The 21,991-nt window shown below is 70.5% G+C and carries 19 protein-coding genes; 7 read left to right on the top strand and 12 right to left on the bottom strand.

All coding sequences use genetic code 11. The annotated features are described in order from the left end of the window. Positions 1–363 precede the first annotated feature (363 nt). The 4 genes from fxlM to AB0J58_RS37465 all read left to right on the top strand — a co-directional run bounded on the left by fxlM (position 364) and on the right by AB0J58_RS37465 (position 4,653). On the top strand, positions 364–1,539 hold the full coding sequence (fxlM, locus tag AB0J58_RS37450; protein WP_364224789.1) for a methyltransferase, FxLD system: 1,176 nt from the start codon (positions 364–366) through the stop codon (positions 1,537–1,539). Between the two features lie 363 nt (positions 1,540–1,902). Further along, complete coding sequence (locus AB0J58_RS37455) at positions 1,903–2,358, top strand: DoxX family protein (protein ID WP_343974588.1); 456 nt, start codon at positions 1,903–1,905, stop codon at positions 2,356–2,358. Between the two features lie 382 nt (positions 2,359–2,740). Next, a complete protein-coding gene (locus tag AB0J58_RS37460) occupies positions 2,741–3,724 on the top strand; it encodes an ATP-binding cassette domain-containing protein (protein ID WP_364224791.1) in 984 nt (327 codons plus the stop codon). A 164-nt stretch (positions 3,725–3,888) separates the two neighbouring features. Continuing rightward, positions 3,889–4,653, top strand: coding sequence for an ABC transporter permease (locus AB0J58_RS37465; protein ID WP_343974594.1), 765 nt, complete (start codon positions 3,889–3,891; stop codon positions 4,651–4,653). 112 nt (positions 4,654–4,765) lie between these two features. Here the strand turns inward: AB0J58_RS37465 and AB0J58_RS37470 are convergent, their stop codons facing one another. The 5 genes from AB0J58_RS37470 to AB0J58_RS37490 all read right to left on the bottom strand — a co-directional run bounded on the left by AB0J58_RS37470 (position 4,766) and on the right by AB0J58_RS37490 (position 9,680). Beyond that, positions 4,766–5,377 (bottom strand): hypothetical protein, encoded by a 612-nt coding sequence (locus AB0J58_RS37470; RefSeq protein WP_364224793.1) that lies wholly within the window; start codon positions 5,375–5,377, stop codon positions 4,766–4,768. 238 nt (positions 5,378–5,615) lie between these two features. After that, positions 5,616–6,629, bottom strand: coding sequence for a cytochrome d ubiquinol oxidase subunit II (locus AB0J58_RS37475; protein WP_364224795.1), 1,014 nt, complete (start codon positions 6,627–6,629; stop codon positions 5,616–5,618). Between the two features lie 4 nt (positions 6,630–6,633). Beyond that, the gene (locus tag AB0J58_RS37480; protein ID WP_364224797.1) at positions 6,634–8,016 is read right to left on the bottom strand and encodes a cytochrome ubiquinol oxidase subunit I; all 1,383 of its coding nucleotides are present in this window, start codon (positions 8,014–8,016) and stop codon (positions 6,634–6,636) included. Positions 8,017–8,259: 243 nt separating this feature from the next. Continuing rightward, entirely contained in the window at positions 8,260–8,475 is a 216-nt protein-coding gene (locus AB0J58_RS37485) for a hypothetical protein (RefSeq protein WP_364224799.1), read from the bottom strand. A 152-nt stretch (positions 8,476–8,627) separates the two neighbouring features. After that, on the bottom strand, positions 8,628–9,680 hold the full coding sequence (locus AB0J58_RS37490; RefSeq protein ID WP_364224801.1) for a sigma-70 family RNA polymerase sigma factor: 1,053 nt from the start codon (positions 9,678–9,680) through the stop codon (positions 8,628–8,630). Positions 9,681–9,839: 159 nt separating this feature from the next. Here AB0J58_RS37490 and AB0J58_RS37495 point away from each other — a divergent pair, with 159 nt between their 5' ends. Together AB0J58_RS37495 and AB0J58_RS37500 are read left to right on the top strand one after the other, a co-directional pair. Beyond that, entirely contained in the window at positions 9,840–10,436 is a 597-nt protein-coding gene (locus AB0J58_RS37495; RefSeq protein ID WP_364224803.1) for an HD domain-containing protein, read from the top strand. Between the two features lie 130 nt (positions 10,437–10,566). After that, on the top strand, positions 10,567–11,196 hold the full coding sequence (locus AB0J58_RS37500) for a DUF899 family protein (protein WP_364224805.1): 630 nt from the start codon (positions 10,567–10,569) through the stop codon (positions 11,194–11,196). Between the two features lie 120 nt (positions 11,197–11,316). Here AB0J58_RS37500 and AB0J58_RS37505 read toward each other — a convergent pair whose 3' ends face one another. From AB0J58_RS37505 to AB0J58_RS37525, 5 genes are all read right to left on the bottom strand, one after another. Then, positions 11,317–12,480: an ABC transporter substrate-binding protein gene (locus AB0J58_RS37505; RefSeq protein WP_364224807.1), complete on the bottom strand. Its 1,164-nt coding sequence runs from the start codon at positions 12,478–12,480 to the stop codon at positions 11,317–11,319. 169 nt (positions 12,481–12,649) lie between these two features. Continuing rightward, positions 12,650–14,437: an FtsX-like permease family protein gene (locus tag AB0J58_RS37510; RefSeq protein WP_364224809.1), complete on the bottom strand. Its 1,788-nt coding sequence runs from the start codon at positions 14,435–14,437 to the stop codon at positions 12,650–12,652. A 5-nt stretch (positions 14,438–14,442) separates the two neighbouring features. Beyond that, complete coding sequence (locus tag AB0J58_RS37515) at positions 14,443–15,183, bottom strand: ABC transporter ATP-binding protein (RefSeq protein WP_364224811.1); 741 nt, start codon at positions 15,181–15,183, stop codon at positions 14,443–14,445. After that, the gene (locus tag AB0J58_RS37520) at positions 15,180–15,713 is read right to left on the bottom strand and encodes a PadR family transcriptional regulator (RefSeq protein ID WP_364224813.1); all 534 of its coding nucleotides are present in this window, start codon (positions 15,711–15,713) and stop codon (positions 15,180–15,182) included. Before AB0J58_RS37520 ends, AB0J58_RS37515 begins: the two co-directional genes overlap by 4 nt. A 128-nt stretch (positions 15,714–15,841) precedes the next feature. Beyond that, on the bottom strand, positions 15,842–16,183 hold the full coding sequence (locus AB0J58_RS37525) for a DUF5713 family protein (protein WP_364224815.1): 342 nt from the start codon (positions 16,181–16,183) through the stop codon (positions 15,842–15,844). A gap of 456 nt (positions 16,184–16,639) precedes the next feature. Here AB0J58_RS37525 and AB0J58_RS37530 point away from each other — a divergent pair, with 456 nt between their 5' ends. Then, the gene (locus AB0J58_RS37530) at positions 16,640–19,594 is read left to right on the top strand and encodes a hypothetical protein (RefSeq protein WP_364224817.1); all 2,955 of its coding nucleotides are present in this window, start codon (positions 16,640–16,642) and stop codon (positions 19,592–19,594) included. A 25-nt stretch (positions 19,595–19,619) separates the two neighbouring features. Here the strand turns inward: AB0J58_RS37530 and AB0J58_RS37535 are convergent, their stop codons facing one another. Further along, positions 19,620–20,393: a hypothetical protein gene (locus AB0J58_RS37535; RefSeq protein ID WP_364224819.1), complete on the bottom strand. Its 774-nt coding sequence runs from the start codon at positions 20,391–20,393 to the stop codon at positions 19,620–19,622. Between the two features lie 141 nt (positions 20,394–20,534). After that, positions 20,535–21,575: an FUSC family protein gene (locus AB0J58_RS37540; protein ID WP_364224821.1), complete on the bottom strand. Its 1,041-nt coding sequence runs from the start codon at positions 21,573–21,575 to the stop codon at positions 20,535–20,537. Positions 21,576–21,991 lie beyond the last annotated feature (416 nt).

Genomic DNA, 21,991 nt, shown 5'->3' on the forward strand with positions numbered 1-21,991 from the left:
GAGGGCGTGCACTTCTACACCCGGGGCAAGGTCGTCACCTCCCGCTGGCTCGACCCCAGCCACGGCGGCGTCAACCTCGGCTTCCCCACCAACGGGTAGGCGTACCTCCCCGCGGTGACGTCGTCCGCCTCCGGTCTTCCAGGTCCTCTCCCCTAGGCCGGAAGGCAGGAGCCGCCCGCCGGCCTTTCGGGTCGGCGGGCGTTGCGCGGCACTCGCATGCGGAGTACCGTCACGGCCCCCGGGCCCCATGTCCTCCCCCTCCACCTCCGGTACGGAACGCCGGACATCGGTGCGCCACGGGAACGTCACATCTTCGGGGGCATATAACTCAGGGCACCAGATGCGCATAGGGCACGGAGGTCGATGATGGCTCAGTGGCACGCGTTACGGGAAGAGCTGGTCTCACAGGTGCGCACGTGGGGGATCAGCGAGGTCGTGACCGGCGCGCTGCGGGCGGTGCCGCGACATGTCTTCCTGCCGGACCTGCCGGCGGAGACCGTCTACCAGGATGACGCGATCGTCACGAAACGCGACGCGGGTGGCCAGCCGATCAGCTCCTCCTCACAGCCGGCGATCATGGCTCTGATGCTCGACCAGCTCGGGGTGGAACCGGGGCAGCGCGTGCTGGAGATCGGCACCGGAACGGGCTACAACGCCGCACTCCTCGCCCATCTGGTGGGGCCGGAGGGCCGGGTCGTGAGCGTCGACATCGACCCCGAGCTGGTCACGCTCGCCGGGGAGCACCTGGCGGTCGCGGGACACCCCGAGGTGAGGCTGGTGTGCGCCGACGGATCCGGGGGATTCCCGCCGGGGGCGCCCTACGACCGGGTGATCGCCACCGTCGGCGTGTGGGACCTGGCCCCGGCCTGGCTCGAGCAGCTCGGGCCCGGCGGACGCCTGGTGGCCCCGCTGGACCTGCGGGGGGTGCAGCGCTCGGTGGCGATGGAGCGGGCGGACGGGCACTGGACGAGCCGCTCGGTGCTGCCCTGCGGGTTCATGCGGATGCGCGGCCCCTTCGCGGGCCCGGAGACGACGCTGGTACTGGACCGGGAGTCCGACCTGACGATCTCACTGCCCGAGGCGAGTGAGATCGGTGACGTGCTGGCGGCGCTCGACGGACCCGTGGTCGAGCTCTCCACCGAGATCAGTGTCGGCTTGTCCCAGCTCCTCGACGGGCTGAGCCTCTGGCTGGCGGTGCACGAGCCCCGGTGGTGCACCATGTCGGAGGCGCGACCCGGGTGGCTGGCCTCGCCTCCGCTCGACCTGACCGGGTTCCGGATGGCCGTCGGGATCGTCGAGCGCGACAACCTCTGCATGCTGGAGCCGTCGCCGGACGGTACCCTGATCGTTCGCGGCCACGGGCCGGACAGACTGCGGCTCGCGGGCGAGCTGGTCGCCCACGTCCAGGCGTGGGACATGGCGGATCGCCCCATGACGGCCGGACTCCGTATCGACGCCTACCTGGGTGATCCTCCGCATGGCGGACTGCTCCTCCACAAGCGCCACACCACCCTGGCCCTGTCGTGGCAGGACTCCTGACCTTCGCGCCCCGCGGAGGCGGGCGTGGGCGCCGCTCCGCGACCGTGCCTGGAACGCGCCAATGAACCGCTTGATTGAAACGTACATTAAATAGTTAAGTAGAACAAATGTCGGTAAAAGCTGAACTGTTTAGTTCAGCTGCGGTTTTCGTACTTAACTCACCCCCTACAGATCAGCTCTGAGCGCCGATTCCAGACATCGCATCCGTGGCGACCTACCATGACGCATAGTCATTGACAACGGGCTGCACAAGGACATGGGCCGCTGTGTCAGCGAACCGTACGGTGCGGGGGCGGAGCGTGGCCCGGCGATGCCGTGTGGAGACAACGGATACGCGGCGCCACGAAAATCAGAGGTGATTCCATGCAGATCAACCGATTCGACGGGCCGGTGCTCTCGCTCTTCCGCATCGTGACAAGTCTTCTCTTCCTGTGCCACGGTCTGGCGTCGATGTTCGGCGTCTTCGGCGGCAACCGCGGCACCGGCCAGGCCCTCGCGTTCGGCGCCTGGCCCGGCTGGTGGGCCGCGCTCATCCAGGTGGTCTGCGGCGGGCTCGTCCTCGCCGGGTTCCTCACTCGCGTCAACGCGACGCTCGCGTCGGGCTCGATGGCCTACGCGTACTTCGTGGTGCACCTGCCGCAGGACTTCATGCCGTTGCGCAACGGCGGCGAGCTCGCGGCGCTGTTCTGCTGGTCGTTCCTGATCATCGCCGTGCTCGGCCCCGGGCCCTGGGCGATCGACGCCCTGCTCCGGCGCCGTCGCGACGCCTTGACCGTCCCCCGCCCGATCCACGCCCCCGCGCACGCCGAGGGAACCTGAGCAGTGCATTTCCCTCAGGAGGGTACGGGAGCCCTGGGCGCCGATCCGGCACCCGGGGCTCTCTCGCGTTCCGGCGGCTCAGGTGGGCGTCGCCGGGGCCCGGGTTCCCGAGCGGGACGGAAATTCCACACTGTTTTTCCGCGCTCCGGTGGAATTGGGAAAAGCCCAGGTCAACGCGGAGGGCCCGGTTCGGACAGGCGGCGGAAAGGCCCCTTCGCCGATCCGAGGGAGAACGAGTTTCCGCAGGTCAGGCCAAATGTGAATGCACATTTCACGTTTGCCTGATCCGGATCGCGTGGGTAAGGATGGATCATCTCCAGCCGACCCCCCGACCAGGGGTTTCTTCGGCATGCCGGCAACCGACCACCCCGAGGAGGGGACGATGATCCATGCCCGAGGACTGACCCGGCGATTCAAGGTCGGAAGAGGAGTCGTCGACGCCGTACGCGGTCTCGACATCGATGTGGAGAGGGGCCAGTTGGTGGCCTTCCTCGGCCCGAACGGCGCGGGGAAGTCCACCAGCCTGCGCATGCTGACCTCCCTGCTCCCGCCGACCTCGGGAACCGCGACCGTGGCGGGCCGCGACGTCGTGTCGGATCCGGCCGGGGTCCGCGCCCGCATTGGCTACGTCGGCCAGAAGAACAGCGCGGGCGAGAACTTCCGCGTCCGCGACGAACTGGTCACCCAGGCGCGCTGCTACGGGCTGCGGCGGGCCGAGGCACGGCGGCGGGCCGACGAGGTCCTCGCCCTGCTGGACCTGGAGGCGCTGGCCACCCGGAAGCCCGGCACCCTCTCCGGCGGCCAGCGCCGCCGCCTCGACATCGCCCTGGGCCTCATCCACCGGCCCGGCCTGCTCTTCCTGGACGAGCCCTCGACCGGCCTCGACCCGCAGAGCCGCGCCAACATCTGGGAGCACATCCTGCGGCTGCGCGCGGAACACGGCACGACCCTCTTTTTGACCACTCACTACCTGGAGGAGGCCGACACCATGGCCGAACGAGTAGTGATCATCGACCACGGCCGGATCATCGCCGACGGAACCGCCGAGCAGTTGAAGGGCGAGCTGGCCGGCGACCGCGTCACGGTCACCGTCCACGACGAGCCGGAGGCGGCGAGGGCCGCCGAGGTCGCCGCACGGATCGCGGGATCGGACGCGGTCACCGTCGAGAGGAGGACGGTACGGCTGCGGGTGCCCCACGCGGGCAGGACGCTGCCGGAGTACCTGCGGTCCCTGGATGCCTCGGGGGTGAAGGTCGCCACCGCGGAGACCGCCCGGCCCACGCTGGACGACGTGTTCCTCGCACTGACCGGCCGCAGCCTGCGCGAGAGCGACGAGAGCCACGGGACCGCGACGCACGGCGCCTGACCGTCGGCGCCGCGCCCCTCACCGAGCGGCTCCGCATGGAGCAACCCCGCATTGACCGGCCCCGCGTCGACCGGCCACGCCCCGCGCGACACCAGGCCGCCGGCGCCGCGCCCCTCCCGCCGAACGGCGTGCCGCACTCCCCCACCGGCAAGAAAGGTCACCCCGTGAGCGTACGACTCTTCCTCCGTGACACCTCGACCGTGTTCTCCCGCGAGTTCGTCCCCGTGTTGCGCGAACCCCTCGGCCTCCTCTTCACCATGGGGCAGCCGCTGCTCTTCCTCTTCCTGTTCGGTCCGCTGCTCGCCGGAACGCAGAGCTTCGAGGGCCAGGGGTCGCCATGGCAGTGGTTCGTACCCGGCATTCTGATCATGATGTGCCTGTCCGGGCCGATGATGGCCGGATACTCCCTGCTGGTGGAGTTGATCGGCGGCTCGATGGAGCGCATGCTGGTCACCCCGCTGAACCGCACGGCGATGCTGGTCGGCCGGACGATGAAGGAGTTCGTGATCCTGCTGGCCCAGGCCGCGCTGATCATCGTGCTCGCGGTGCCGTTGGGCTTCCGGCCGCACCTGCCGGGGGTGCTGACCGGACTGGCGATACTGGTCGTCTTCGGGATCGGCCTGGGCTCGCTCTCCTTCGTCCTCGCGATCGCGTCCAGCCCGAGCGGCAACCTGTTCTACGGGGTCACCCAGCTGGTGCTGTTCCCGCTGATGCTGCTCTCCGGCGTGCTGCTGCCGATGGACTTCGGCCCGGCGTGGCTTCAGGCGGCCGCCGCGCTGAATCCGGTCACCCACATCGTCGAGGCGGAGCGGGCACTGTTCTCCGGCCGATTCGCGGACCTGTCGGTGCTGTACGGAATGCTCTGGGCCTGCGTAGTCGCCGCGGTGGGCCTGGCCATGGGCACCAGGGCGATGCGCCGCGGCATCTGACACGACGCCCTCGGAAGCGGGCAGGTGTCCGGTCGGCCCCCTCTCCATCCGCGCGCGGAAGAGGAAGAGCCTCGCCCCTTGAACGGAGGGCGAGGCTCTTCGCCGTACGGACCTACCTGGGGGAAGGGGTCGACGTGTGCGAGGAAGGCGCGGGGGTCGACGGCGCGGGGGCGGGGCTCTCCTTCGCCGGCTCCCTGGTGACCTTGCAGTCGTAGGCGGCGATGGCGTATCCGCTCAGCAGCCTGCAGGTCGTCCAGACGGGACCGACCCGGTAGGCGTAGACGGCGGGAAGGCCACCGTCCTCTCCCGCGGGGCCCTGGGGACCCTGGGCACCGTCCTCGCCGGGGGCGCCCTTCGGGCCGGCCGGACCGGCGGGTCCCTGCGGGCCGGTCTTGCCGGTGTAGCCACGGGGTCCGACCGGGCCCTGGGCCCCGTCCTTGCCGTCCGTACCGTTCCTGCCGTCACGCCCGGCGGGTCCCTGCGGACCGGCGGCGGCGACACCGGTCTGGCCCTGGGCGGACTCCTTGGCCCACCACACCTTGACCTCGGTGGGCTTGCACTTGGTGGTGGCGTTGACGAGCCGCACGTAACCGGTGCTCTTGGCCTTGCACGCGTAGATGAGGTCAGCGCCCGAGGTCTGCGCCGCAGAGGCGGTGGTGACGCTGGACAGGCCGACCGCGAGGATCGCGGTGGCCGCGATCGCCAGAGGCGTCTTGAAACGCATGTGGAACTCCAGAAGAGAAAGGGAAAATCGTGGCGCGGCTCAACAAGAGTGGCAGTTGGGAACGATCCACGCTGCCATATCGGATCATGTGATGAAAAAGAGACCGGTTCCGCCGATGGCCGGTCTAGCCCAGGTACGGGTCCCCGCACGATGAGGAGTGACCGGGCATGACGCGCGGCCCCGCCGGCGACTTCGACCGGCCGCGGGTGCCGCGTCCCGGTGCCCCGTACCGGCTCGGTCAGTCGGACGCGTCGGAACGGTATGACCAGCGCCCCTGCAGCAGGAACAGCAGGGCCAGGGAGGGCATCAGGAGCAGCGCCCCGACGGCGAGCGAGACGAGCGTCGCGGTCAGCACCGCCGGATGCGCCGCGGCCTCGTTCACCGTGAGGGACGGCGGAAGCATCAGGGGGTACTGCGCGAGCGGCCAGCCCCACAGCACCGCGGTGACGGCCAGCGCGCCGGTGATCCGGACGAGCACGAAGTTCCGCCGCCACAGCAGGACCAGGGAGAGCAGCCCGAACACCGCGCCGGCGACCACCAAGGGCAGCGCCCGGTGGGTGAGGCCGTCGAACAGGCGGGGCGCGTCCGCGCGGAGCACCGCGATGCCGGCGAGCGCGACGACTCCGACGCACGATCCCGTGATCAGCGCCTTGGTTCGGAAGTCCTCGGCCAGCTGCGACATCCCTGCCCGTACCGCGTCGTCGCACAGATATGTCGCGGCCAGGTAGGCGCAGACGCCGACCGCGAGAACCCCGCCCAGCATGGAGGTCGGATTCAGCCAGCCGGTCACGATGTCTCCGGCCGCGAGGCCCACCGGCACACGTCCCGAGGCGACCCCTCCCGCGGCGGCGCCCAGGAAGAAGGGGGTCAGCACGGAGGAGACCGCGAAGGCGCCGCCGAACAGGCGCTTCTGCCACAGTCGCGGGCTGGCCTTGCGGAAGGCGAAGGCGGATCCCCGGGCGATGATGCCGAACGCCACCAGCGTCAGCGGGATGTAGAGGGTCGACATGACGGCGGCGAAGACCGGCGAGAATCCGGTCCACAGCACGACGAGCACGAAGATCAACCACACGTGGTTGGCCTCCCAGACCGGCCCGATGGAGTTCTCGATGAGGTTGCGCTCCGGCATGCCCGCCCGGCTGCGCCCGGCCAGCAGATCCCAGATGCCGCCGCCGAAGTCGGCTCCGCCCAGCAACGCGTAGCAGGTCACCCCCACCCACAGCACGAGCAGCAGGATCCGCGCCGGGTCCATGGGATCAGTCCCGTTCCTGAGGGGCGTGCAGAAGGGGTTCGCGGGGAGTCTCCGCCACCGGGACCTCCTTGGGTTCGCGCGCCAGACGCCGCAGGACGTAGACGATGGCGACGGTGAGGAACAGATAGACCAGCAGGAGGGCGAGGAACCCCAGCCACAGCCCGGGGGCGGGATTGACCGCGTCGGCCATGCGCAGCTTGCCGTACACGACCCAGGGCTGCCTGCCGACCTCCGTCACGATCCAGCCCGTCTCCACCGCGACGACGGCGGCGACGCCGCAGACGGCCGCGAGCCTCAAGAACCACGGGGAGTGCGGCAGATCGCGCCGCCACCACCACGTCAGGGCGAACCAGGCCGCCATCAGGAGCAGGAAGAAACCGAGCCCCACCATCGTGTCGAAGGCCAGGTGCACGGGGTTGACCGGCGGGCGGTCGGCCACGGGCACGATGTTCAGCCCTTGGACCACGGTGTCGGGGTGCAGGCCCACCAGCATGGAGAGGCCGCGGGGAATCTCCAGCGCGTAGCGCAGTTCGTCGTTCACCACGAAGCCGCCGATGCTCAACGGCGCACCGGCACGGGTCTGGAAGAGAGCCTCCGCGGCGGCGAGCTTGACCGGCTGGTTGGTGGCCAGGAACCTGGCGATGAGGTCGCCCACCACGATCTGGAGCGGGGCGAATATCGAGGCGAGCGTGAACGGCACCAGGAACCCCAGCCGGTGATAACGGTCGCGCCGGCCACGCAGCATGGCCACCGCGTAGACCCCCGCGACGAGGAACCCGGCGACCATGAACGCCGCCACGATCATGTGCGTCGTCTGCAGCGGCGTGGCCGGGTTGAACATCGCGCCCCACGGGTCCACGCTGGTGATCCGCCCGTCCTTCGCCTCGAACCCGACCGGCTGGTTCATCCAGGCGTTGGCCGACACCACGAAGAACGCCGACGCCGTTCCCGCGATCATGACGGGAATCCCGGTCAGCAGATGAATCCTGGGCGGTAGCCGGTCCCAGGAATAGAGGTAGACACCGATGAAGATGGCCTCGATGAAGAAGGCGATCCCCTCCAGCGCGAAGGGAAACCCCATCACCTGGCCGTAGACGCCCATGAGACCCGGCCAGAGCAGGCCCAGTTCGAAACTGAGGATCGTGCCCGAGACCGCCCCGACCGCGAACAGCACCCCCACGGCCCTGGCCCACTTGCGGGCCAGCCGCGTGTAGTCGTCGTCGCCGGTGCGGATCCCCCGCCACTCGGCGAACACCAGCAGGACCGGCATGCCGACCCCCATACACGACAGCACGATGTGCCAGCCCAGCGACACCGCCATCTGCAGCCGTCCCGCCAGCAGATCCGTCGCGCTCGCCGCCTCGGCCAGCCCGCTGATCTCCGTCACGGCACGGACGCTTCAGCGTGCGTGTCCGGCCACCCGTCCCGTATCCGAAAACAGCATCTGACCTGCATGGAAGCGCTCTTCCCGGTACGCGTGAGCGACAAACGACGGGAGGCCGTGTCCATGGAGCCGGTCACGGCCGGAGCGCGACGAGAGCGTTGGAGGACCAGGCACCGAGACGAGGCCCGCAGGACGTACGGTCACGGATCGCCGGTGAGCAGTCGTCCTCGGTGCGAACGGTGCCCGTCAGCGTCGGTACCGGTAGTGGTGGACGATCAGTGCGGCGGCGCACGCCAGAGTGAGCAGCCCGAACCCGATGCCGACGAAGACGTTGACGTCGATGGACGAGGTCACCATGTTGAGAGCCGCGCTGACCACCAGCAGGAGCCAGAGCACGGGACGCAACATCCCGGCGGGCCGCGCCGTCTCGGAGATGTCCAGGATGCGGTGGGGATCGGTCACGGTGTGCTCCTCACTCGATGGGATCGACAGCTCTCCTGCCATGTGTCGACGCTACGGACGATCACCGCTGCCGACGATCCCGCCAACGGGACAGGCAAGGTGCAGCAGGCTGTACTCTCCCGGGCACCCGCCGAGGTGATCCGCCCCGGCGGCTACGTCCCGTACGACCGCGTCCTCGGCGGCAACGTCGCGGGCAGCGCGAACGCCGCGAACAGGCCGAGGTCGTGGAAGGCGGTCAGCTCCACGATGAGGCCGTCCTCGATCCGCAGCACCCCGATCGCGAAGGCGCGATGGGCGTGCTCGTCGAGCCCCCGTACGTAGGACGCCACCGCCGGTCGCCCGTTGGCCCGGGTCGCCACCGTCCGGAACCGGCCCACGTACTCCGGCCGGCCGGGGTCCCAGCTCGACGCCAGCGCCGCCATGACCGCGTCGCGCCCCCGGAACCACATCGGGTACGGCGGCATCGTCGTCCGTACCTCCGCCGCCAGCAGATCGGCCACCGCGGCGAGGTCGGCACGTTCGAGCGCGTCCATGTAGCGCCGCAGCACCGCCCGCTCCCGCTCGGTGGGCTCCACCGCCGCCCAGTCCAGGCGCCGTTCGGGCAGATGCTCCCTCAGCGTCGCCCGAGCCCGCTGCAGGGCGCTGTTGACCGAGGCGACGCTGCCCTCCAGCAGCGCCGCGGTCTGCCCGGCCGGCCAGCCGAGCACGTCGCGCAGGATCAGCACCGCCCGCTGCCTGGGCGGCAGATGCTGGATCGCGGCCAGGAACGCCAGCTCGATCGTCTCCCGGGAGACCGTCACGGCGTCCGGCTCGGCCTCGCCCGGCGCGGCCGGCTCCCAGAGCCGATCCGGGAACGGCTGCAACCAGGCGATGTCGGTACGGGGTGGCAGGTCGGCGCTCGGGTCCGACGGCGCCGCCAGATGATGCGGGAGCACCCGGCGGGCCCGGCCGTCGAGGGCGTCGAGACACGCGTTCGTCGCGATCCGGTACAGCCAGGTGCGCAACGTCGAGCGCCCCTCGAAACCCCCGAAGCCCTTCCAGGCGCGCAGGAACGTCTCCTGCACCAGATCCTCCGACTCGTCGAACGAGCCCAGCATCCGGTAACAGTGCACCCGCAACTCTCTCCGGTGACGCTCGACGAGCGCCGCGAACGCGGACTCGTCGCCCGCCCGCGCGGCGGCCACGACCGCGCCGTCGTCCCCCATGCCCACCGACCACCCTCCGTCCTCGCCTCGGCCACCGGTCGGCCCCGCGGGCGAGAACGCCACGATAGACGGCGGGACTGACAGTCCCCGGCGTTCCGGCCGCCCAAGCCCGCCGGAGCCGGGCCGGTCGCCCATGTCACCGGTGGCTAGACTCCCGGCATGCGGATTCCGACGGACGGAGAGATTCGCGCGCTGCACGCGAAGTACGCCCCCACCCGGGAGGCGTTCGATCTCGTTCACACCCACTGTGAAATCGTGTGTGGAATCGCGGAACAGCTCCTCGCGCGCACTTCTTCCGATCTCGATGCGGACCTGGTGCGGGCCGGCAGCCTGCTCCATGACATCGGGGTGTACCGGCTGTACGACGATGCCGGAAGGCTCGATCACGCACGCTATGTGCGTCACGGGACACTCGGCTACGAACTCCTTCGTGACGAGGGGTTCCCGGAGCGGATCTGCCGCTTCTGTTCCTGCCACACCGGGATGGGGATAAGCCGTCACGACGTACGGAGGCAGAACCTCCCGCTGCCGGCCGCCGACTACCTGGCGGAATCAGCCGAAGAAGAACTTGTAATGTACGCGGACAAGTTTCACAGCAAAACCGATCCCCCGACATTCGTTTCCGCCGCCTCCTACGCCACTCGGGTCCGGCGCTTCGGTGCGGACAAGGCTGTGATCTTCAAGTCGATGTGCGAGGGCTTCGGAGTTCCCGATCTCGCGCCGTTCGTCACCGCGTACGGCCACGCCGTGGTGTGAGGCGCTGTCGATCGGTGCGGGTCAGGCCGGTGCCGGGCTTTCCGACGCCGTCGTCCGAGTGGCGAACACCGAGCCGGCGATCAGGAGCCGCCCGCGGGATTCTGTCGGACCCTCGGTGCACAATCGGCGGATGGAGAAACCGAGGATCGTTTCGGCCGGGGAATGGCAGCAGGCCCGCGACGAGTTGCTCAAGGCCGAGAAGGAGGCCACCCGCGCCCAGGACGCGCTCGCGGCGCGGCGGCGCCGCCTCCCGATGGTCAGGTTCGCCGGCGAGTACGCGTTCGACACGCCCACCGGCACGAAGACCCTGCTCGACCTGTTCGAGGGCCGGGACCAGCTGGTCGTCTACCAGTTCATGGACAACGGGCCGGACCACTACTGTCCGGGCTGCACCGGGTTCACGAACAACGTCCCGGTGGCCGCTCTGGCCTGGCCCGCCGAGCTCGGGGTCACCTGGGTGACCGTGTCGAACATGCCACTCGCCCAGATCGAGGCGTACAAGGCGCGGATGGGCTGGACCCTGCCGTTCGTGTCCTCACACGGCACCTCGTTCGCGGACGACTGCGGCGCCGGTCGCGGCTTCATGCTGAGCGTGTTCCTGCGCGACGGTGAGGACGTCTACCGGACCTACAACACCACCTCCCGCGGTGTGGACCGGCTCCTCTTCGCCAACAACCTCCTCGACCTCACCCCGTACGGCCGGCAGCAGGACTGGGAGGACTCCCCGCCCGGCTGGCCGCAGCACCCCACGTACGGGTAGGCGAGCCGCACGAGGAGTGCCCCGGACGGGGCACTCTCGGATACGCGCCGGGGTCTCGAACCGCCCGGCGCGGTCCCGGTATTCGTGCCTCGCAGGCGGACCTCCTCCGCCCGTGCTCTCTCAGCCGGTGTGAAGGATCCGGAAGCGATCGGGTTCCGCCGGATCTCGGTCGACGACTTGGATCGGCGCCCAAGCCCACTGCCAAACGCCGATGCCCGGTGTGCGGGAGAACCGGATCCGCCCGCGGGTGCCTTCGACCGCGACGCGCGGCCAGGATTCGGCGGTGCGCGCCCGGTCCGTGCCGTGAGAACGCAGCACATCGGCGAGAACGGCGATCGTGTCGTAGCCCTCGAAGGCGACGAAGGAGGGCGCTTCGGCCAGCCGCTCGCGGAGGGCCGTCTCGACTCGTGCGCCGAGTGGGCCGAGGCGCTCGGGCAGGTAGCGCAGGAACGGGATCGCGGCGCTGTCGCCGCCCAGCGACGTCGCCCATTCGGCGAACTCCGGTTGCCCGGCCGGAGCACCGATCATGATCTCGGCGAGGCGCTGGTCGCGGCGGACGGACTTGACGATCGACACCGCCGGCTCCGGGTGGCCGACCAGAAGAAGGAGGGCTGTCGCGCGATTGTCGACGAGTTCGTCGCATACGGCCGTGGGGGCGAGCGCGCGCATGTCGAGTTCGATGACGGTGCCGCCGCGTGGAGCGAGGTGGTCCCGCAGAACGCGGGCCCCGGACGCCCAATAGACACTCGGCTCGGCTGCTACGGCGATTCGACCGTGGCCCGCGCCGAGGAGGAAGTCCGCGTAGATCTGCCAGCCGTGGGACTGCGCCGGGGCGAGGCGCGCGACCCATTCCGTCGGCTGTTCGGTGAGCGCGTCGAGAACCGCCGACGAGCAGAGGAACGGCAGGCCGAGGGCGTCGGCCCTGGCGGCGGCGGCGCGGGCGACGACGCTGTGGTACTCCCCCGCCAAGGCGGCCACGCCCAGGTGAGCCAATTCGTCCACGGCCGCCGCGGCCCTCTGTGGATCGGCCGCGGTGTCTCGAACCACCAGTTCGAGTGGTTTTCCGGCGATCCCGCCGGCGTCATTGACTTCGCGAACGGCCAGCTCGAGTCCGGCGAGCAGGTGTCGGCCTGCCTCGACCCAGCCAGGCCGAGTCAGCGGAACGAGAGCGCCGATCCGGACGGATGATCCGTCAGCCCGCTCCGCTCTTGGCGATGGTGGCGTATTCATGCGTTGGCGTCTCCCATGCGACGATTCGGTGGCGGTCTGCCCGGATCCGGCCACGGTACCGGTGGACTCGCCTGTTCGACTGTCGCGAGGCGTCGTTCCTGTAGGGCCTGGCGATGACGTTCTTCCCGAAGGATACGAGCGGTGGTCCCGACATGGTCGGCCTGGATGTTCACTCGCGCCTTCGCATCGGATGCGATCGGCGGCGGTTGCCGAGCGGGGCCGGTCACGCTGTTTCGGCGCTGAGGGCCTGCGCCACGGGTCGGCGGGCCGCCAGGCGTGCGGGCAGGGCGGTGAGTGCCGCCGTCGCCAGAAGAGTCGCGAGTGCGGCGCCGAGCAGCCAGGAGGAGGGGGGGTCCACCGCGTTCCTGGCGGCGAAGAGCGAGAGCAGGCCGATGCCCAGAGGGACGCCGATGATGGCGCCGAGCAGGCTGGGCAGGAGCTGGGCGACGGACAGTCCCGCGGTGATCTGTCCGGGGGTGGCGCCGAGCGTGCGGGCGATGGCCATGTTCGCCCGGGCCTCCATGGCAGTGGTCCAGGTGAACGTGAGGGTGTTCACGACGGCGAGGGCGATCAGCAGGACGGTGACGGCGAGCATCAGCCGGCGGTCGTGCTCGCCGCGCAGGTTGGGCAGGACGGAGGAGCCGTCCAGGCCGTAGCCCCTCTCCGGCTGGGCGTAGAGGGTCAGCAGGGCCACGATCGCGATCACCGTGGTGGCGGTGGAGCACGCCTGCAGCACGGCGCGGCCTGGCCGGCGGGCGGTCAGCCGCAGCCCGAGCAGCAGCGGCGTGGGCAGCAGCGCGGACAGCGCGGTGAGCCAGGGTCGGTGATGGGGCCGGCGCGCGGTGGCGGTCAGCGCCGTGACGGTCGCCGTGCGACTGGCCCGCAGCGTGGGACGCAGTGTGGACAGCACCGCCACCGCCACGGCGAGGACGGTCGCCGCGGCGACGGTGGCGCCGCCGGGCCCGGCCGCGTCGCCGATCCGGCTGGCGGTGGGGCTGGTGATGGCGGGCGCGGTCAGGCGGGCGATCGCCAGCCCCAGCGCGTCGCCGGCCAGCGCCAGCGCCAGGTACTCGGTGAGCAGGACGGTGGCGATCAGACCCGGGGCGGCGCCGACGGCCTTGAGCAACCCGGCCCGGCGCGTCTGCTCGACGGCGCGTCCCACGGCCAGCGCCGCCACTCCGGTGATGGCCAGGAAGCTGAGCAGCCAGCTGCCGACGACCAGGATCGGCTGGCTGTTCCTGAGGATGACCGTGTCCTGCTCGGCTGTGAACCGCCAGGAATGAAAGTTGATCCTGACGGTGGAGTCGCGGTGGGCCTCGCGGAAGGCCTCGATGGCGGCGGGGTCGCGCAGCTTGAGGTCCAGGGCCATGGTCACCGGGAGATCGTGGGACGACGCCAGTGCCCGGGCATCCGATCGGGTCATCCAGGCCAGGCCGCTGTAGTCGCTCCCCCCGCCGTACGGGCCGATCTGCGCCGCCCAGGGGTAGATGGAGGTGGCCGCGGTGACGGCGATTCCGACGACGGGGTACGACCGGCCGGCGATGGTGACATGGTCGCCGACGCCGACGCCCAGCGCGGTGGCGAAGCCGCGTTCGAGGACCGTGCCGCCGGAGCGTACCCAACGCCCCGAGGTGATCAGCGGCCGGTTGACCGCGCCGGGCGTCTCGGCGAAGCCGTGCACCACCACGTTGGAGGGGAGGCCGCGCGCGGTGAGGTCTGCGTAGACGACGCGATAGGGGCCATGGTGGGCGACTACTTCGGGAGCGACCGCCAGCGAGGCCAGGGCCGAGGTCACGGCGGGGCCCGTGACGCCGGAGAGCGCCACCACGTCCGGCCCGGCGGTGACCGCGCGGGTCTGTTCGTACAGCGCGTCGCTCACGCCGCGCAGGGACAGGCCCAGGGCCATCGTGGCGGTGGCCACGGTCACCGCGAGCAGGAGCATCACGGCCTGGACCTTGTGCCGCCGCAGGTCGGCCAGCACCAGACGCACGACGAGCACGATGGGGCCCATGACGTTCAGCCCTCCAGCCCGATCAGCCCGCCGAGCCCGCGCGGGTGGGAACCGGCCAGCCGGGTGTCGTCGACGAACATCCCGTCACGCATCGAGATCAGCCGGTCCGCGGTGGCCGCGACCCGTTCGTCGTGCGTGACGACCACGAGGGTCTGCCCCGCGGCACGCAGATCTTCGAAGATCCTCAGCACGTCGAGGGTCGCCGAGGTGTCGAGGTTGCCGGTCGGCTCGTCGGCCAGCACGACCAGTGGCTCGTTGGCCAGCGCGCGGGCGATGGCGACCCGCTGACGCTGGCCGCCGGACAGTTGCGACGGCAGATGCCGGGCACGGCCGGCGAGCCCGACCCGTTCCAGCAGCAGGCTCGCCCGCCGCCTGGCCTGGCGGCGCGAGCGCCCGGCCAGCAGTGCGGGCAGCTCCACGTTCTCGGCCGCCGACAACTCCTCCACCAGATGGAAGGCCTGGAAGACGAACCCCACCGATCGGCGCCGCATGCGCGCCAGAGCTCGCTCGCTCAGCGTGTCGGTGCGCTGCCCGGCCACCCACACCTCTCCGCCGGTAGGCCGCTCCAGGCCACCCAGCAGGTGCAGCAGGGTCGATTTCCCGCAGCCGCTGGGCCCCATCACCGCCAGCGTCTGTCCCTGAGGCACCTCCAAGTCGACCTCGTCCACCGCGCGGACCCGGCTCTGCCCCCGACCATGCGTCTTCATCAGGCCGCGGGCGCGGACAGCGGCACTCGACACGTTCATCCACCCTCGACTTCGTCATCGACCTTGGACCAGGCCCGCTCACAGGCGTCCAGCCAGCGCAGGTCCGCCTGCAACCGCAGCACGACCCCTTCCAGCAGCAGGCCGGCGCCCGACCCCGCCGGCTCGGCCAGCGCCGCCTGCTGCGCCTCACGCAAGCGGCGCAGCAACTCACGGCGCTGCGCCGCCACCAGCTCCACCGGGTCGGCCAGCCGGGCCGCGGCGGCAGCGGCGAGCTTGAGATGAAACTCCGCCAGGTCTGGTTTCGGCCAGCCCACCTCGGCCAGCCAGGTGGCCACCCGTTCCTGCCCGGCCGGCGTCAGCGCATAGACCTTGCGCTCCGGCCGCTCGGGCAGGCCGTCCGCCCGCTCACAGACGACGAGCCCCGCTCGCTCCAACCGGGCCAGCGTCACGTAGATCTGACCGCGGTTCATCGACTCGCCCAGCGGGCCGAGACTGCGCCGCAACCGAGCGTGCAAGTGGTACCCGTGCGACGGCTCCTTGGCGAGCATCGCCAGCACCGCGTCCTGCATGCCGCCCCCTAACGGTTGGCTAATAGATAGCGGTTACCCATGAGAGGTGTCAAAACGCTTCTCCGGACCGGCCCGCCACCGGCCGAGGGATGCGGGGAAGGGCAGAGGCGATGGGACAGGGGCGTCGATCACCATTCCCGGGTGGCGATCAACTCTTCCGCATCGGCTTCCGCGAAACCGTATGCCGACGCCACGAACCAGAAGTCCTCGGCTATCACCTCACGCGCGACGGTCTCGATCTCACTGCCGGCCGCCTCGAATTCCGCTTCCAGCTCGTTGAACTCCTCCGTCGCGGCCTCTGTCAGCAGGTACAGCGCCGTCAGATCCGACGGCCGCTCCGCCTCGATCCGCTCGCACAGTCCCAGCAGGATCGCTCTCCCCTTGTCGACGACATGATCGGGGTAGTACTCGTCCTCGTACATCTCCTTGAGAAACACGTGGTTCGCCACCTGCTGGTTTCTCGGCGACATCGTGAACTCCTGTTCTCACCACGAATCCGGCGTCTCAATGCTGCACCGCGGCACTGACAATGTTCATCAGGATCGCGAGGGCGCGGGGGCTGCCGAGCTCCGGCGCCCCGACCGGTCCCTGGACGGTGTTCGTAATGGCCGGGCACTTCCAGCCCACTCTCACCGCTGAGGAGGCGCGGCAACCGGCCACCACCCCGGCCGGGGAACTACTGGCTCTGCCGATCACCGACGCGGCGAACTTCCCCGACCCCGGCAGTGCCTACGCCTTCGCCAAGCACGCCAACCTGCTGCGGGTTCAGGCCGCGAGCACGCTCTGGGGAGCCCGCGGTGCGCGTCAACGCGCCTTCGGTTGGGCACCTCTCCAAAGAATTCGGTGCCCCTCGGCTCCTTGTCACCGGCCGTATGGCGCGGTTCTATGCGTTTGGGGGGCCGGGGTCACGCGGAGGGAATCGGCGTATGACGTCATGGTGGGGACGGACCCCCTCGAAGGTTCTGCCAGGCGCGATGGTGGCGGTGGCGATCCTGGCGGTGACGGTCGCGGTGGCCGGAGCCCCGCCGGCCGCGCACGCCCTGCCCGGCGAGCTCTGCCGGGTCGCCTTCACCATCACCACCGGTGAGGACGGCCTGCGCGACGACTCCTCGGAGTCGATCCGCCTCGGCGACCGGCCCACCGGCCCGTTCTTCCTCTTCGAGGACGCCGACGGCGACGGCACGCCCGACCCCGAGCCGCTGCGCCAGTTCCATTCGGGCGGCACCGGTGACCATGCTCATGCCACCTTCACCTGGAACGCGGTGCTGTCACCGTGCCTGCCGGTGAGCGCCCTGCGCGACGGGTTCGTGTTCGACCACCTCTCGGACGCTCCGGACATCAGCGCCGACAACTGGGACCTGACCGCCCTGCGCATCGTGGACCGTGACACGGGCACGGTGCTCGTCGACCACGCGGCGCCCCCCGGCCGGTTGCTGCACCGGTTCCGTAAGAACGCCGACCGGACCTTCAGCACCCTCGACCTGGACGGCGACGGCGACGGTCTCACCGACCGCGTCGAACTGGAGGGCATCGCCCGCCCCGGCGGCACGGTGGACAGCTGGCTGCCGGACCACAATGCCGACCCGTGCCGCGGCACCATCGCGATCGAACTCGACTGGCTCGATGACGGCACGGAGGCCGGCGACGACCGGCCGGACGCCGCGGCGATCCAGGAGGTGGTCGCCATGTTCGACAACGCGCCGCGCCCGGCGCGACCCACCTGCCCGTACGGCCACACGCCGGAGCCCGGCATCCAGTTGCTCGTGGACGTCGACGACGCGATCCCGGTCACCCCGGAGCAGCGCCGGCGGCCCCTCAACATAGAACACAACGGGCAGGTCCCCTTCCTGGGCTTCCGGGAGGCCAACTTCACGCCCGGCCGGTCCGACCTGTTCCGCTACAACCTCTGGGGCTTCCAGTACGACGACACCGACAGCAGCGGATGGTGCTGCCACGGGCGGGACTTCCTGGTCACCCTCGGCACCTGGCCCAACGCGCCGGTGCGGGCGCAGAGCGGGACCTTCGCCCATGAACTCGGCCATGCCCTCGGCCTCGGCCACGGCGGCGCGGACGAGGTCAACCACAAGCCGAACTACCTGTCGGTGATGAACTACAACTACCAGTTCATCGGATTGCCGGACATCAGCGAGTGGCGCGCGCGGATAGAGGCGATCGGCCCGGCCACCGACTGGGGCACCCGCCTTCGGGTGGCACTCGACGAGGTGAGCACGCTCGACTACTCCCGGGCCGTGCTGCCGCCGCTCGACCGCCGGCACCTCGACGAGCACACCGGGATCGGCATCGGCACCGACACCATGGCGGCGTGGTGGGACAACAGCGGCACCCTGCGGGTGGGCGACGGCTCGGCCGGACTGGACTGGAACCTCGACGACACGTTCGACGCCGCCCCGGTCGCGGTCGACATCAACGGTGAGTTCCAGAAGTGCGTCGCGGGCGCCGACCCTGACCGCACCCCTCCGAACAACGACGACCTGGAGACCGTGCCCGCCCCCGGCACCGATGACCTGTCCCGGTACGGGCTGATCTACGCCGGCCTCAACGGGCGGTGCGAGAGCCCGGCCGCGCCGGGCGACACGGCCAAGGCCGCGCACGGTTTCGACTACCCGGTGGGGTACGGCTACGACGACGCCCTGGACGGCGCCGACGACTGGGCGCGCCTCGGGTTCCGCATCGGTGTCTCGCCGGATGCCGGGCTGCCCCCGCCCGCGCCGGTCCCCGAGATGGGCACGGAGGAGATCAGGCGCCACCGGGCGCGCGTCGTCGACGCGCTGGTCGCGGCGAGCGGCCCGGCCCCCGGGGCGGCACCGCGCTGGGGGTACGCGTACATGGACCGGGCCACCACCGCCGAGGCGCCGATCGGTGCGGTGACCCCGCTCAACCCGCACTGGCAGTGGAGCACCGGCCGGCTCGATCCCGCCACCGCGGACCGGCGCGCCACCGTCGTGCACACCGGCACCGGCACCTACGAGGTACGCCTTCCCGGGGTCGCCTCGGCGGCCGGGATCGCGCACGTGACCGCGTACCGGACCGTGTACCGGGGGCGTACCTGCGGTGTCGTCGGCCACGTTCCCGACGGCCCGGACGAGCTGATCCGGGTGCGCTGCCTCAACGAGGCCGGCGCGCCGGTGGACTGGTGGTTCACCGTCTTCTTCGCCGCGCCCGGCGGCGGGACACGCCCCTACGCCACCGTCCGGTACGACGACGGCGCCGGGGGCACGGCCACGGTGGACCCGGTCCACAACGGTGGCACGGTGAACTCGGGCCACGGCGTCAACCGCGTACTACGGGAAGGAACCGGGCGATACCGGGTGATCCTGGAGGGTACGGCGTTCGCCACGGGAGCCGGGTACGTTCAGGTGACGCCGTACGGCCCCGGGGCGGCGGTGCGCTGCAACCCGTCGGGCACCACGCCCCGCGCGGACCGGGTGGAGATCACCGTGGCCTGTCACGCGATCGGCGGCGCGGCCACCGCACAGCCCGCGGACTCGCCGTGGCTGCTGTCCTACGTGGACGGCACGGGTCTGCACCGGGACGTGGGCACACCGGCCGCCTACGCCGCCGTCACCGGTGACCCGGCCGACCCGGTCGTGGACGCGGCCCGCTCATTCAGCGGCAACGGCGAGGTGCCCGCGGTCACCCGGCTCGGCGTCGGCTACTACCGCCTGACCTGGAACACCCTCGGCAAGACCGGCGACAGCGTGCAGGTCACCGCGACCGGAGCGGGCGGCGGCTACTGCCACCTCGGCACCATCGACTCGTACGCCGCACCGCCCCGGTTGTCGATCCATGTCTGGTGTCACACCACCACGGGAGCCCCTGGCGACAGCACGTTCGGCGTCGCGTACGTCCGCGCCCCCTGACCGGTCTTGTGCACAAGGCCCGTGGTCAATCGCGCCAGACGACGTACGAGATCTCCAGCGGCGCGTCGCCCACCGGCACGGCGCGGATCTGGACCGCGAGGAGATTGTCCTCCGCGGTGCGCGCGCATGCCCAGCCACCGGCTTTCATCTTGCCGACCTCCACCATGTCGTAGTCACGAGTCGCCAGCGCGTCCGCGCACGCGGCGCTGTCCGGGCGGCCCTCGACATCGACGGGGGTGATGGGGAGGGCTCCGCCGCCGGCCGTCCACAGCGCACGGTAGGGGCTGACGTACCAGAGGTCGCTGGCATTCGGCCGCACCTCGCCGATCCTCCCGGTCTCGGCGTCCAGGTAGTCCTGGTCCTTCAGGGACGCCTCGGCCTCGCGCAGAACCTCACCGGATGTCGTGGCCGACGGCGTGGGCCTGGGAGCCGACGCGGCGCCGGCAGGCTTCGGGGTACCCGGCCCCGGAGAGGAGGGGGCGGCGGCCGGCGTGACGTCGGCGGGTTCGTTGAGGTACTGCCCGACCATCGCACCGGTCACTCCCGCGCCGGTGCCGATCAGTAACACCATCACCATCGCCCGGAGCCCGACCGGCCGCCCGAGGAGCTGGATCAGCCCGAGCAGACCGGCCAGGATCGCCAGCAGGCCCGCGACGAACACCCCCTGCCGCGAACCGCTGGTGACCAGCTGCGCCACGGCCGCGATGTCGGCGACCGAGCCGAGCCCGACAAGGATGTTCGTCCGCCAGACGGCGCCACGAGCGGTGTCCGAGTCGGCGGTGTCGGTGGAATCGTTCATGCTCAGTCCCACTCGGTAGGCGATCCGTCTCGCTGCGTGCCGGCGTGGCCGTACGCCGAGTATCGCAAGCGACACCGGCGCCGTCACCCCTTCCTCCGTTTCGTTATCGCCTGGTGGAAAGCCGCCGGCAACGGATCGGCCTCAGCCGCGCGTGCTCTCGTCGCTCCGCTCGTTCAGCGGGGTCAGCGTGGCCGAGGCCGCGTCGTGGTCCATCCCGGTCGCCTCCAGCAAATCGACGGCGATGGAGCGCAGCTGCGCGATGATGACGTTCGCGGAGAAGCCCAGGGTTTTCGGCCGCTCCCGCGCGGCGACGGCGAGCAACGCCTGCCTGGCCAGCATCGGTTCGCGGCCGGCCCCCAGTTCGAGCTGGAGCAGCAGCGCCGCCTCCGAGACCTCGCGCAGCAACTCGGCCAGCGCGGCCGGTGGCGGGCCGGCCTCACCCAGCGCCGCGAGCGTGCGGCGGACCAGCACCCGCGCGTTGCGCAGCGCCAGATCCACCGGTAAGGCGGCGGTCTCGTACCTGGTCAGTCTGGCCCGGTGATGCCAGTGCAGCGGCGAGATCATGATGATCTCCTTGCTGTTCTCCAGCGCCGCCTCGAACTCCTCGACCGCCGTCTGGGTCCTGCGTCCACCCTCCAGGGCCTCGGCGGCCAGGTCCATATCGCCCTTCTCGATCGCCTCCGCCGCCTGCTCCAGCATGGTGGAGAAGGCGTCGAGCACGCCGGACAGATGCCTGCCCGCGATGGCGAGCGGGCTGGCGGGCAGCAGAGCGACCGCGGCGATGCCGATGACGCCGCCGGTGAGCGCGTCGGCCATCCGGTCCAGCCCGCCGACATCCTCGCCCGGCACCACCATGGCGACCAGCACCGCGGACGACCCGACCTGCGACACGAACAGCTCACCGCTGTTCAGCAGCCCCGCGACGCTCATCGCCAGCGCGATCACGAGCGCCATCTGCCAGGGGCCCGAGCCGATCCACGACACCAGCAGGTCGCCGATGCCCACGCCCAGACTGACGCCGACCACCAGCTCGACCACCCTGCGCAGCCGCTGACCGAGCCCCACACCCACGCAGATCATCACGGAGATGGGCGCGAAGAGGGGGTGGGTGTGACCGAGCAGATGAACGGCGACGATCCAGGCCAGCGCGGCGCCCACGGCACACTGCGCGATGGAGGGCACAATCAGGCCAAACGCCCCCAGCCGCTTCCTAACTTGATCACTGAGCCACGTTCGCACCCCTCCACGATGGTGGATCTTTATGACATTAAGATCACATTTGCCCCGAATTCTTCTGATTCGGACCATTCGGCCAAGGTCAGGGGGCCACGGCCTCGCGAAGCGGATCCGGCCGAGGGCGGGTGGACGGTCGGTGACACCCTCACCGCCGCCATCGCCTGGGGCCGCACAGTGGGACTCCAGTCAGACATCCACCGATTCAGCACCGGGACCGGATATCGGTTCGCCGTTATCCGGCGGATCACGACAGCGAGAACGGGGCCCGCTTATCAATGATGGACCGGCAAGTGTATTCATGATGAGATGCGTCGGTGACGTCCTCCGATATTACTTCGACCGCGAAATACGCAATCGAGGCA

This window comes from Streptosporangium sp. NPDC049644, from assembly GCF_040675205.1.
Classification (GTDB): Bacteria; Actinomycetota; Actinomycetes; order Streptosporangiales; family Streptosporangiaceae; genus Streptosporangium; species Streptosporangium fukuiense.